General features: G+C 72.9%; 10 protein-coding genes. 6 read left to right on the top strand and 4 right to left on the bottom strand.

Features of this window, described 5'->3' with window-relative positions:
* Nucleotides 1-170: 170 nt before the first annotated feature.
* Nucleotides 171-575 carry a hypothetical protein gene (locus tag ACIBH1_RS27370; RefSeq protein ID WP_397316788.1) on the bottom strand — a complete coding sequence of 135 codons (405 nt, stop codon included), beginning with the start codon at nt 573-575 and terminating at the stop codon, nt 171-173.
* Nucleotides 576-754: 179 nt separating this feature from the next.
* Here ACIBH1_RS27370 and ACIBH1_RS27375 point away from each other — a divergent pair, with 179 nt between their 5' ends.
* Nucleotides 755-4,762 (top strand): hypothetical protein, encoded by a 4,008-nt coding sequence (locus ACIBH1_RS27375; RefSeq protein ID WP_397316789.1) that lies wholly within the window; start codon nt 755-757, stop codon nt 4,760-4,762.
* Nucleotides 4,763-4,869: 107 nt separating this feature from the next.
* Here the strand turns inward: ACIBH1_RS27375 and ACIBH1_RS27380 are convergent, their stop codons facing one another.
* The 3 genes from ACIBH1_RS27380 to ACIBH1_RS27390 all read right to left on the bottom strand — a co-directional run bounded on the left by ACIBH1_RS27380 (nt 4,870) and on the right by ACIBH1_RS27390 (nt 7,563).
* Nucleotides 4,870-5,763: a cation diffusion facilitator family transporter gene (locus ACIBH1_RS27380; RefSeq protein ID WP_397316790.1), complete on the bottom strand. Its 894-nt coding sequence runs from the start codon at nt 5,761-5,763 to the stop codon at nt 4,870-4,872.
* A gap of 91 nt (nt 5,764-5,854) precedes the next feature.
* Nucleotides 5,855-6,286: a hypothetical protein gene (locus tag ACIBH1_RS27385; RefSeq protein WP_397316791.1), complete on the bottom strand. Its 432-nt coding sequence runs from the start codon at nt 6,284-6,286 to the stop codon at nt 5,855-5,857.
* Nucleotides 6,283-7,563 (bottom strand): galactose oxidase-like domain-containing protein, encoded by a 1,281-nt coding sequence (locus ACIBH1_RS27390; RefSeq protein ID WP_397316792.1) that lies wholly within the window; start codon nt 7,561-7,563, stop codon nt 6,283-6,285. The genes ACIBH1_RS27385 and ACIBH1_RS27390 overlap by 4 nt, the downstream gene beginning before the upstream one ends.
* A gap of 2 nt (nt 7,564-7,565) precedes the next feature.
* On the opposite strand from ACIBH1_RS27390, the gene ACIBH1_RS27395 reads away from it, so the two are divergent.
* The 5 genes from ACIBH1_RS27395 to ACIBH1_RS27415 all read left to right on the top strand — a co-directional run bounded on the left by ACIBH1_RS27395 (nt 7,566) and on the right by ACIBH1_RS27415 (nt 12,771).
* Complete coding sequence (locus ACIBH1_RS27395) at nt 7,566-7,796, top strand: hypothetical protein (protein ID WP_397316793.1); 231 nt, start codon at nt 7,566-7,568, stop codon at nt 7,794-7,796.
* Between the two features lie 276 nt (nt 7,797-8,072).
* Nucleotides 8,073-8,369, top strand: a complete 297-nt coding sequence (locus ACIBH1_RS27400; RefSeq protein WP_397316794.1) for a hypothetical protein — start codon at nt 8,073-8,075, stop codon at nt 8,367-8,369.
* 93 nt (nt 8,370-8,462) lie between these two features.
* On the top strand, nt 8,463-10,271 hold the full coding sequence (locus ACIBH1_RS27405; RefSeq protein WP_397316795.1) for a glycosyltransferase: 1,809 nt from the start codon (nt 8,463-8,465) through the stop codon (nt 10,269-10,271).
* Complete coding sequence (locus ACIBH1_RS27410) at nt 10,268-11,827, top strand: glycosyltransferase family 39 protein (RefSeq protein ID WP_397316796.1); 1,560 nt, start codon at nt 10,268-10,270, stop codon at nt 11,825-11,827. The genes ACIBH1_RS27405 and ACIBH1_RS27410 overlap by 4 nt, the downstream gene beginning before the upstream one ends.
* Entirely contained in the window at nt 11,827-12,771 is a 945-nt protein-coding gene (locus tag ACIBH1_RS27415; RefSeq protein WP_397316797.1) for a glycoside hydrolase family 6 protein, read from the top strand. The genes ACIBH1_RS27410 and ACIBH1_RS27415 overlap by 1 nt, the downstream gene beginning before the upstream one ends.
* Nucleotides 12,772-12,774: the final 3 nt, after the last annotated feature.

The following is a 12,774-nucleotide window of genomic DNA, read 5'->3' on the forward strand; positions in this document are numbered from 1 at the left end:
CCCCGCCCCCCCCCCGGGGGCCCCCCACCCCCCCCCCCCCCCGCGCCGCCCGCCCCCCCCGCGCCCCCCCCGCCCGCCCCCCGCCCCCCCGGCCCCCCCCCCCCCGCGCCGCGCGCCCCCCCCCGGCGTTCACCGGCCGCCGGGCTCGCCGGCGTTCACCGGCCGCCGGGTCAGGAACAGGCGGGGTCGTCCGTGGTCACGCTGCCGAAGCGGGCGATCGGCAGCTTGGCCCGGATGGTGAAGCACCCGCCCTCCCGCGCCGCCGTCTCCAGGTGCGGCAGCGCCCTGCGGTACGGGATGCCGATCGCGACCCCGCAGGCCGCGGCGTACAGCGGAGGCAGCCGGAAGCACACCAGACCGGCGGCGGCGTCGGCGCTCCAGCCGTGCCTGTCGAGATACCCGGCGACCGCCTGCGTGGCGTGCGGGCGCAGGTAGTAGGTGCAGTTGAACCTGCTGACGCACTCCTTGTTGAAGTAGACGCCGGTGGCGGCGTGGGCGGGACCGGGCAGGACTGCGGTCACGCACACGGCGCCGGCGAGCGCCACGAGCAGCCGCGCCGATCGGAGATGGAACACGGTCGACTCCTTCCGTTGCTTGGAGATCCGACCGTCGCCGCCCGGCGGGGTGTCCGGCGACCAGGTCCGGACACCTGGCGCGGAAACCCTCCGCGACCGGCTGGTCACCGCCTAACCTGTGCGCGTGCTTCCGTGTCCGGAGCCTCCGGACATCTTCGGTTTCCGGACGGAGTCGCGCTGTGGAGAACGCCAGGACTCGCTTCGCGGCCCGCCTGCGGGAGCTGAGGACGGCCGCCGGGCTGACGGTGCGAGGGCTGGAGATCGCCAGCGCCCGGACACCGCGCAGGCGGCCAGGCGAGGATCCGATCCAGCTCGCGAGCAGCACCATCGACGGCATGACCAGCCGCAGGGCCCCGACGCGGCCCGAACGGCACAACTTCGAGGTGTTCGTCGACACCTGCCTGCGGGTCGCCGCCCAGACCGGGCGCGTGCTGCCCCCCGAGCTCGCGGATCGCGGCCGCTGGGACGAGGCCTACCGGGCGCTGCGCGAGGAGACGGAGGCACGGCCCAAGGCGGCCAGGACGCCGCGCCCGCCCGCCGAGGCCGCGCCGTACCGGGGCCTGGAGTCGTACGGCTCGGCCGACGAGCGCTGGTTCTTCGGCCGCGACGACCTGGTCGAGGCCCTGATGGACCGGGCGGGGGACGGCGGCCTGCTGGTGGTCACGGGCGCGTCCGGCGCGGGCAAGTCGTCGGTGCTACGGGCAGGCCTGGTCCCTGCGCTCGCCCGCGCGGGCAGCCGCGGCACGGTGCTCCTCGAACCCGGCGACGACCCGCTCGCCGCCCTCCGCCGCCTCCTCACCGCTCCCACCCAGGAGCAGCCCGCACCCTCGCCCCCCGAGCCCCACCCCGCCTCGCCCCCCGCCTCGCCCCCTGTCTCGCCCCCTGTCTCGCCCCCTGTCTCGCCCACTGAGTTCCGCCCCGCCTCGCCCGCCGTAGCCCGCGAGTCCGCCGAGGCCCTTGCTGGGGCGCCCGCAGGGCCGCCTGCCGGGTCCGCGGGGTCGCCCCCCGACTCGCCCGCCGAGGCCGCCGCCGGGTCGGCCGAGCCCCTTCATGTGGTCGCTCGGCGTGCGTGGAGGGGGGAGGTCGTGATCGTGGATCAGTTCGAGGAGGTCTTCTCGGCCCCCGACGACCAGCGTCGTGCCTTCCTCGCGGTGCTGGCGGCGCTGGCCGGGGCGGGTGGCGCGCAGGCGGTGATCGTCGGCGTGCGGGCCGACTTCTTCGGCCAGTGCGCCGCCTGCCCCGAGCTGGTGCCCGCCCTCGAACGGCCCGTGGTCGTGGTCCCGATGGACCGCGACCGCCTGCTGGAGGTCATCCAGGGCCCCGCCCGCGTGGCCGGGCTCACCCTGGAGGACGGCCTGAGCGAGCTGCTCCTGGAGGACCTGCGCAGCGACCGCGACCACGCCGACGCCGTCGGGGTGCTGCCGCTGCTCTCGCACGCGCTGCTCCAGACGTGGCATCACCGCCGGGACGGCACGCTCACCTTCGCCGGGTATCGCGCCACCGGCGGGATCAACCGGTCGCTGGCTCAGGCCGCGGACGCCGCGGTCGACGGGCTGGGCCTGGGCGGCAGGAGGGCGGCGCGCCGCCTGCTGACGCGCCTGGTCCAGCTCGGCGCGGACACGCCGGACACCGCGCGGCGGCTGCCGCTGGCCGACGTGGTGCGCGGTGAGGAGGACGCCGAGCTCGCCAGGAGGGTGCTCGACCATCTCGTGCGGGCCAGGCTGCTGACGGTCGACCATCACAGCGTGCAGATCGCCCACGAGGCGCTCATCCGCGGCTGGCCGCGCCTGCGGTTGTGGCTGGAGGAGGACCGGGCGGAGCTGTTGACGCGGCAGCGGCTGGCGGCCGACGCCGCCGACTGGGAGGCGGGCGGACGCGACCCCGCCTACCTGTACTCGAGCACCCGCCTGAGCGGCGCGCTGGCCCTGAGGGAGGTGGGCGCCGTGGCGGTCGCCTTCCTCGATGAGGCGCGCCGCGCCGCCGCCCGGCGTTCGCGGCGCCGCCGCGCCACGACCGCCGTGCTGGCGGGCTCGCTGGTGGTCGCGCTGGTCGCAGCGGTGGCGGCCGTCCTGTTGTACGGCGACGCGCGGAACCAGACCGCGCAGGCCGTGTCGAGGCAGCTCGCGGCGCAGACGAAGTACGTGACCGAGACCGATCCGGCCACGGCGCTTCGGCTGGCGGCGACCGCCTGGCGCATCTCGCCGACGGACGAGGCCCGGCAGGCGATGCTCGACACGCTCGCCAACCCGGCGCGCCAGGTTTTGGCCGGCCACACCTACTGGGTGTACTCCGTCGCCTACTCCAGGACCGCTGGGATCCTGGCGACGGCCGGCGGCGACACCAAGGTGCGGTTGTGGGACACGCGGATCCACGAGCAGCTGGGCGATCCTCTCACCGGCCACGCCGATCACGTGACCTCGGTCGTGTTCAGCCGCGACAGCCGTACCCTGGCGACCGGCAGCCTCGACGGCACCGCGCGGTTGTGGAACGTGGCACAGCGCCGGCAGGTCGGCGACCCGATCGACCTGCGCCCGGCGCGGATCCACTCGGTCGCCCTGAGCGACGACGGCGCCACGCTGGCCACGGCCGCCACCGACGGCACGGTCCGGTTGTGGAACGTCTCCGGCCACGAGCAGCTGGCCGTGTTCACCCGTCAGGGCCAGGAATTCTACGGCGTCGCCTTCAGCCCCGACGGCAGCCGCCTGGCGGCGGCGGGCTCCGACGGCACGCACGTGTGGGACGTCGCCACCCGCGAGAGCCTCGCCCACCTGCCCGCCGCCGCGGGGGAGCGGGTGAACGCCGTGGCCTTCGGCCCGCGCGGGACGGTGCTGGCCACCGCCCACTCCGGGGGCGTCGCCCGGCTGTGGGACACCGGCACCCACGAGCTGCTCGCCGAGATGGGCGGGCACGTCGGCGAGGTCAGGGCGCTCGCCTTCAGCGGCGACGGCGATCTGCTGGCGACCGGTGGTGACGACCGCGAGGCCCGCCTCTGGGACGTGCCGAGCGGCCGGTCGGTCCGGCAGCCGCTCACCGGGCACGGCGACCGTATCTTCGGCCTCGCCTTCAGCCCCCGGGGGCACGAGCTCGCCACCGCCAACGCCGACCAGACCGTGCGCATCTGGGACGTGTCGGTGCGCAGGCAGATCGGCACGGCCTTCGGCGACCACACGAAGGAGGTCAACGATCTCGTCTTCACCCCCGACGGCGCCACGCTGGCCAGCGCGGGAGCCGACCGCCGGGTCGGGCTGTGGAACGTGGCCGAGCAGATCCCGATCGGCCCGCCGTACCAGCTGCCCTGGGAGGTGCTCAACGTCGACATCAGCCGGGACGGAGAGCTGCTGGCGGCGGCGTCGGGCGAGCGCGCGATCCTGCCTGAAGGCGGCTTCGCGCCGGGCAACGGCAGCGGCGAGGTGCGGCTGTGGAGCCTGGCCACGCGCGAGCAGCTCGGCCCGCCCCTGGCGGCGGGCGGGCCGGTCGTCGCGGCGGTCGCCTTCAGCCCGGTCGAGCCGCGCATGGCCACGGCGGGCTTCGACAACCAGGCCCACCTGTGGGATCTGGAGACCCGGAGCGAGGTCGGCGAGCCGTTCGCCGGTCACACCACGTGGGTCAAGTCGGTCGCCTTCAGGCCGGACGGCAAGACACTCGTCACGACCGCGCTCGACAACACGATCATGCTCTGGGACACCGCCACCGGCCACCGGCTCGGGCGGCCCCTCGGCAGGCACGGCAACTGGGTGAAGGGCGTGGCCTTCCACCCCCGCGGCGGCCTCATCGCCACGGTGGCCGACGATGGTACGGCACGCCTGTGGGACGTGGGCACCCGCCGCCAGGTGGGCCACAGCATGTCGGGCCACGACGACGCCCGCCTGAACGGCCTGGCCTTCAGCCCGGACGGCTCCACCCTCGTCACCGCGGGCCAGGACGGCACGGTCCGCTTCTGGGACGTCGCCACCCAGCTCCAGACCGGGCCGCCGCTCCTGCATCCGAAGCCGGTCAGGGCGGTGACCTTCGACCGCGAGGGTGACCGGCTGGCCACCGGGGCTGACGACGGCAGGATCCGGCTGTGGGACGTGACCGTGCCGCCCGACCCGTTCGCGGCGGTCTGCGCCGCGGCCGGGCGCTCGCTCACGGCCGCCGAGTGGCCGCGTTACCTGCCGGAGGAGCAGGAGTACACAAAGGTCTGCTGACGGCCAGAGCTGGCGTCGTCACGGTTCCAGCTTGTCGCATCCTCCGGACAGGGCCAGGTCCCGTCACCAGCCGAGTTCGTCGCATGCTCCGGTCAGGGCCGGCCTCGTCACCAGCCCAGTTCGTCGCAGCCTCGGTGGTCGCCCGGCTCGACCTGGAGGGTCGCGTGCGCGACGCCGTGCCGGGCGCGCAGCACGTCGCGGGCGCGGTCGAGGACCGCGTGGTTGTCGCCCTCGGTCACCAGGTGCGCGGTGGCGACGTTCATGCCGGACGTCAGCGTCCACAGGTGCAGGTCGTGCACGTCGCGCACCCCCTCGACGGCGGCGAGGTCGGCGGCGACGGCCGAGGCCTCCAGGCCTTCGGGCACGTGCTGCCCCAGGACGGCGAAGACCTGGCGGCCGAGCGCGATGGCGCGCACGGCGACGAAGACGCCGATGGCCAGGGCGATGACCGTGTCCCAGAACGCCTGGCCGGTGGAGGCGACGAGCCAGCCCGCGGCGATGACGCCGACCGAGCCCGCCGTGTCGGCGAGGACCTCCAGGTAGGCGCCCCTGACGTTGAGGCTCTCCCCGGCGCCCGACCGGAGCAGGAACAGGGCGACGAGGTTGATCGCCAGGCCGACGGCTCCGACGACGAGCATCGGCCCTGAGGAGACCTCCGCGGGGTCGCCGATGCGGCCGATCGCCTCGGCGACCACGTAGACGGCCACGCCGATCATCAGCACGACCGCCAGGAGCGAGGCGAACACCTCGGCCCGGTAGGAGCCGTAGGTGCGGCGGCCCGTGGTGTCGGGGCGGGTGGCGATCCTGGTCGCGATGAGGGCCGCGCCGAGCGTGACGACGTCGGCGGCCATGTGGCCGGCGTCCGACAGCAGGGCGAGGGAGCCGGAGGCCAGGCCGTAGACGAGTTCGACGACGAAGAACGTGCCGACGAGCACGAAGGACAGCGCCAGCCGCCACCGGTGTCGTCCTGCGGCGTGTCCGTGTCCGTGTCCGGCGCCCATGCTGGAGCCTCCTGGGGTCGGGGAAGCTGCTCATATATGAGCAGCTGTTCAGATATGAGCAAGATTGTCAGCTGATCAGCCGCGGCGCAAGTCAGCGGGTGTCGCCGGGGCCACAGGCGATCCGGTCGCCGTTGGGGTCGAGGCGGTGGCGGTCCCGGCCGTGCACGGGCAGGGGGCGAAGGCCGTGGCGCTCCAGCCAGCCGCACCGGTCGGCCCCGCCACGCTCGGGGAAGGTCCACGGCACGCACTGATCTGGCGAGCCGTACGCGTGGTCGCAGCCGTCGACGTGCGGCGGGACGGGGGCGGGCGTGCGGCGGGCCCGCTCGCGCGGCGTGCCGAGGCGGCCGGCGAACGGCAGCACGTGGGGTGACGGGCGAGCGGCAGCCGCCGCCGTTTCCCGCGTGGACCCGGGCACGAGCGCCATGACACCCGCCACGACGCCCGCGACGACGAGGGCGACGACGCAGGCGACCGCGAATGCGGCGAGCGCGGGCGGGGCGGGCCTTCCGCGTCGGCGTGTCATGACAGGTGCACCCACTTCGCGATCGACGGCACCCCCGCGGCGTTCACGACGGTGAGCATGTACCAGCCCGGCGGTGCGAGGTTGGGGTTGGTGGTGACGTGCAGATCGACCGCGCCACCGGCGCCCGCGGTCATCGGCGGGTCGAGGTAACGCTGGTTGGGGTCGGAGGAGTGGGTGACCGCCGCCGGGCGCGGCAGCGAAGCCTTGACGACCGGCTCGCTCACGGTGACCCGCTGGGCGGTGCCGTACCTCCACCGGTCCGTGGCGAGCGACGAGAGGGCCGGTCGCGGGCCCTTGAACAGATAGGGCGGGGAGTAGAGGGAGACCCGCTGGTCGAAGCTGCCGTCGCCGGGGTTGTCGCCGACGGTCATCACGCGGCCGTCGGGCAGCAGGACGGCCGAGGAGTGGTAGGTGCGCGGCACCGGATCGGTGGCCAGGCCGGGCGTGAAGGCGCCGGTCGCCGGGTCGTAGAGGGAGGCCTCGAAGACCGGGTCGGCGCGGTTGTGCAGGGCTCCGCCGGTCTCCAGGACCGTCCCGTCGGGCAGCAGGACCGCCGAGACGTACATCTTGCCCTGCTCGCCGGTCTGGGGAGCGCCGCCGTGGTAGTGGCCCTGGGGCAGGTCGGGGCCCGGCGTGTAGGCGGGACTGGCCGCCTTGAGGTCGATGAGGTCGGTCAGCCGGTGGGCATCGGGGTTGGTCTCGTTGTTGCCTCCGCCCAGGGTGAGCACGCGCTGGTCCTGGGCCGGCGGCAGCAGGACGCTCATCGACTCGTCGCGCTCGTCCTTGCGCCGCAGCCCGGGAACGTCGGTGACGGCGCCGGTGGCGAGGTCGTAGATGGAGGCGCCGGTGCCGGGCAGGCCGTTGCCGAAGACGTGGGAGCCGGTGTAGAACAGGCGGCCGTCCTGCATGAGGATCATCGCCGGGTACAGGCCCCAGAAACGCCAGGTCTGGGTGACCTCGTCCAGGCGCAGCCAGCGGTTCTCCGACGCCGACCAGCGTTCGGTGGTGACCGAGCCGGATGAGTCCTCCTTCAGGCCGCCGACGGAGAACACGTCGCCGTTGCCGAGCGCTGTGGCCGACGGGTACCAGTGCCCGTCGAGCATGTCGGGCGTCCTGACGTAGGTGTTGTCGGCCGGGTTGAAGATGTAGGAGACGCGCAGCCCCTGGTAGCCGGAGGTCGGCGTCGGGTAGGACTTGTTGCCGCCCCAGGACGAGCACGCGCCCGTCGGGTAGCTGGACGTGCCCGGCGCAGAAGAAGTCGTCAGGGGTCCACACATCGGTGAAGCCCCTGGTGGCCGGGTCGAAGACGGTCGTCCTGAACGATCCGGCCTCGAAGGCCGCGGGGTCGTTGCCGGATCCGGCGATGAGCAGGACCTTGCCGTTGTGCAGCAGCACGGAGTGGACCGCCCTGACGGGCGCGGGATACGACAGCACCTCCCACGACCCGCGCGGGCAGTCGCCCGTGCACGGGGGATCGGGGTCGGGCAGGGTCGCGTCGGTGGTGGCGTAGTCGTCGGTGACCAGGGTGCCGACGCCGTAGATCGTGACGCCCCAGGTGAGCTGGTCGGTGCCGGCCGGCGCGGGCGGGGTGCGCACGCTCGCCTGGCGCCACGCGGCCGTCACCGGCAGCGCCGCGAGGTCGGTCCAGTAGTGCGAGCCGGTCGCGTCATGACGGAACAGGGTGATCACCGTGTTCGGCGTGGAGGTCTGGTACCAGACCGACAGGTCGTACTGATGCCCTGGCGTGACCTGCGGGGCGCAGGCCGAGGCCTCCAGCATCATCGTCTTGCGGTCGCCGGAGGCGAGCCTGGTGATGGTGACGGCCACGGCCCTGGATCCGCCGTGCGCGTCGGGCGTGACGGTGAAGGCGTGGTCGTTGTCGCCCCAGCCGGACTTCTCGAAGCAGTCGGGGAAGCCGTCGGCGCCGACCGCCTCCATGCCGGGGTTCTTGACCAGGTTCTCGGCCGCGACGTGCACGGGATGCGCGGTGAGCGATCCGGTCAGCAGGAGGAGCGTCGCGAGCTTCGTCACCAGGCCTGGCATGGGGCGCGCGTACCCGTCGAACGCCGAACCTCACGTTTAACTCTGTGTAATTTTCGGAGTAAATGTCTAGAGCGGTTTCCCCGGGGGTAGCCGGAACTGCTTCCGACGCTTCCTGCCGTGAGGAGCCTCCTCCGTGCGTGTCGCCCTGCGTCGCGAGCATGTGCTGTTCGCTTTCGTCGGCCTCTCCGTCGCCGTCCTCGGTCACCTGCTCCTGGCCCTGTTCATCCGCCAAGGCCTGCAACCGGCCGTCGCGAACGTCCTGCAGTTCGCCATCACCCTCCAGGTCAGCTTCGCCGCCAACTACGCGCTGACCTGGCATCCACGCGTGTCGGGCTCGGACGTGGGACTGGGCACCAGGTGGCGGCGCTACCAGCTCGCGCGCGGCGCCAGCGCCGTGCTGAACGCCGTGGCCTTCCCCTTCCTGGCACCCGCCGTCGGCACCGGCGCGGCCTACTGGGGACTCGTGGTGGCCTGCGCCGTGGTCAACTTCTGCTCCGACAAGTACTGGTCGTTCTCGCCGCGGCGCACCACCCTGGCCCATCCGCGGGTACTGCTCGGCGCGCTGGCCACCGTGCTGCTGGTGCTGGCCTCGGCGATCTTCGCCGACTACTTCCTGATCGGCGTCTCGCTGTTCATGCTGCTGGTCTCCGGCACCACGGTGACCTTCCAGCTCTACAAGTGGTGGTGGCCAGAGCACAACGACCCGCACCGCTACGGCGACCCCGGCGAGCCGCGCCTGCCGGGCGTGATCCTGGTGCCGATGCGGTTCGAGGAGGCCGTGGCCGGCCACACCCTGGAGCGGCTGGCCAACCTCGACCACCCCGACTACACGGTGGTCGCGATCGTCGACCACGCCGACGACCCTGGCACCGCGGCCATCGCCCACGCCAAGGCGCGCGAGCACCCGGGACGCATCCTGGTGTGCGCCTACCCCGAGGACACCGAGGTGCACAACAAGCCCACCGCGCTCAACGCCGCCATGCGCATGCTCGAAGGCCACGACGTCAGGTTCGAGTGGGTCGGCGTCGCCGACGCCGAGGACCTGTTCCACCCGGGACTGCTGCGCATGGTCGACCACCGCTTCCGCGCCAGCGGGGCGGGCATCGTGCAGTGCGGCGTCCAGCTGATGAACTTCGGCTGCGCCCTGCACGCCGTGGCGGGACGCGGATGGTGGCACGCGCACACCAGCGCCTGGTGGCGGGCCGCCAACTGCCTGGAGTACTTCAAGTGGTTCCAGTCGCGGCTGAAGATGCAGGCCAGGATCGGCGTCATGCCCCTGGGAGGCAACACCGTCTTCTTCCGCCGCCAGCTGCTGGAGGACCTGCGCGAGCGGTACGGCTCCTACTGGGACGAGGACTGCCTCACCGAGGACTGCAAGATCGGCATCGCCGCCTCCGTGCTGCGCTACCCGGTCGACGTCGTCTACGTCGACGAGATGGTGACCAGGGAGGAGACGCCCGAGAGCCTGCGCGCGCTGGTGCGCCAGCGGGTGCGCTGGATGCAGGGATTCATCCAGGTCTTCCTCACCGGCGAATGGCTGCGCCTGCCGACCAGGACCCAGCGGGTGCTGGCGGTGTACGTGCTCGGCTTCCAGTTCTTCCAGGCGTTCGTCGCCGTCCTGGCGCCGGTCGCGCTGCTGCTGGCGCTCCTGCACAAGGCGCCGGAGGCGATCACCTTGCTGGCGACGCTCCCGCTGGCCCTCACGCTGCTCAACTCGCTGCTGGACATCCAGCTGCTGGCGCAGTTCGGCCGCACGTTCGGGGAGAGGGTACGGCTGCGCGACTACGTCGGGCTGGTGCTGGGCGCCTGGCCCTACCAGCTGGCGCTGTCGTACGCGGCGTTGTGGGCGATGATCAGGCATCTGCGCCGCCGTACCGACTGGGTGAAGACCACCCACCAGGGTGCCCACCTCGACACGGACAGGGTGCTGGTGACGCGATGAGCATCATGCTGGAGAACACCGCCGAGATCCGCAAGCGGGTCTCGGCCCGGCACCGCCTGCTCGACCTCGGCCGCGCCTGGCTCCGGCTGCACCGGCGCAGCCTGCTGCTGCTCCTGCCGGTGCTGGCGGTGGCGGGAACGATCCACGCGTGGGGCATGGCGACCTACCCGCGCTGGGTGGACGACCCGGGCACCTACCTGTCGCAGGCCTGGTCGGTGCAGTACCTGCTGGCCCTGTCGCCCTACTCCTACTTCTACGACCACACCCCGGCGGGCTGGCTGCAGATCGCCCTGTGGTCGGTGCTGACGAACGGGTTCAACCGCTACGACAGCGCCATCGACTTCGGCAACGAGTGCATGCTGATCGCCAAGCTGGTGTCGTGCGCGCTGATCTTCGCGCTGGGCAGGCGCGTCGGGCTCAGCCGCGTCGGATCGGCGGCGGCCGCGCTCCTGCTCGCGCTCAGCCCGCTGGCTCTCGCCTACACACGCTGGACCTTCCTCGACAACCTGGTCACCCCGTGGCTGCTGCTGGCCTTCGTGCTGGCCTACTCGCCCAGGCGCACCATCGGCGCCGCCATGGGCGCGGCGGCCGCCTTCGCGATGGCGGCGCTCACCAAGGAGACCGCGCTGGTGCTGCTGCCCGCCTTCGTCTACGCGATGGCGCAGAACCTCGACCGGCGCAACCGGCCCCAGGTCATCGTCATGGCCGCCTTCGCCGGCATCCTGCTCATGGCGCTCTACCCGCTGTTCGCGATCTACAAGGGGGAGCTGCTGCCGGGACAGGGGCACAACAGCCTGCTGGAGACCGCGTACTGGCAGCTGGCAGGACGCCAGCCCTCGGGGTCGGCCCTCGACCCCGACAGCCCAGCCCGCTCCCTGGTCGACGGCTGGTTCGGGCTCGACCCCTACCTGCTGGTGGGCGGGCTCGTGGCGCTGCCCGCGGCACTGGTCGTGCGCCGGTTGCGTCCCGTCGCGCTGGCCCTGGTCATCCAGTGGCTGCTGATGGTCAGGGGCGGCTACGTGCCGTACATGCACGTGATCACCCTGCTGCCGTGGAGCGCCCTGCTGCTCGCCGGCGCGGCCGAGCAGATCGGCGGCACGCTCCGCCTGGCACTGAAACGTGCGCGCGGCGCGCGTCAGGTCGCGGCGGGAGCGTGCGCGGTGGCGCTGGCCGTCGTCTGGGCGCCCGCGTTGTGGCCGATGATGACCGTGCGCGAGCAGCCGCCGCTGCGCTCGGCCACCGCCTGGGTGGCCGACAACGTGCCGCGCGACAAGGTGCTCGTGGTGCACGACGCCATCTGGACCGACCTGGTGCACTACAAGGGCTTCTCGCCGCGCCCGATCATCGCCTACAAGCTCGACACCGACCTGGCGGTGGTCAGCGCCCTCGAACGCATCGACTACCTCGTGGTGCCGAACTGGTACTACGACAGCCCCGACGCGGCCCGCTACCCGACGTTGCTGGAGGCCCGCAAGCACGCGGTCGTGGAGATCGCCTTCGGCGCCGGGGACAACGGCGTGCGCGTCTACCGAGTCAGCGACTTCTGGAAACCCTGATGAGAATGCTGATCGTGGTCCTGCTGATCGTGCTCGCCGGATGCTCGCGGGCACCGGACACGACGCTGAAGCCGTGGCCGCCACAGGTCGCCTACGCTCCGCTGCGCCAGCCGTTCAAGGACGCCGAACTCCATCGCGACACCGACAGCGCGGCCATGCGGTACCGGCTGGCCAACGGCGCGGCGTGGCTCGCGCCGATCACCGGGCGGCCGCAGGCGCGCTGGATCAACGGCCCGGCCGACCTGGAGCCGCTGCGAGCCGTCGCCGCGCAGGCACGCCTGCAGGGGACGCTGCCGGTGCTGGTCGCGTACTACCTGCCCAACCGCGGGTGCGCCAAGGACCAGGGCGCCCGGAACGAGCGGGCCTACCAGCGCTACATCGGGCGCCTCATCAGGCTGCTCGGCGCCACCGACGCCGCGGTGATCATGGAACCGGACGCCGTCCCCGCCGACTGCTTCACGCGCGAACGGGGCGCGTTGATCGCCGCGAGCGTGCGGCGCCTGGCCGAGGCGGGCCACCACGTCTACATCGACGCCGGGCACAGCGCCTGGCGCACCACGGGCGAGACGGCCGAGCGCCTGCTGGCGTCGGGCATCCAGCACGCCGAGGGATTCGCGGTCAACGTCTCCAACCGGCAGAGCACCGACGCGAGCTACCGGTGGGGCAGGGAGCTGTCCAGCCTGGTGGGCGGCAGGGAGTTCGTCATCGACACCTCGCGCAACGGGCTGGGGCCGCCGCCGAAGAACGAGTGGTGCAACCCGGGCCGCCAGGCGCTCGGGCAGGAGCCGACCACCCAGGTGGTGGCGCCGGGGCTGGCCGCACTGCTGTGGATCAAGCGGCCGGGGGAGTCGGACGGGATCTGCGGCGGTGAGAAGACGTACCTGTTCTCGCCGCGGCAGGCGCGGCTGCTCATCGACAACGCGCAGTCGTCCGGGGTGCGGTGAGCT

The organism is Nonomuraea sp. NPDC050663 (assembly GCF_044456985.1).
Classification (GTDB): domain Bacteria; phylum Actinomycetota; class Actinomycetes; order Streptosporangiales; family Streptosporangiaceae; genus Nonomuraea.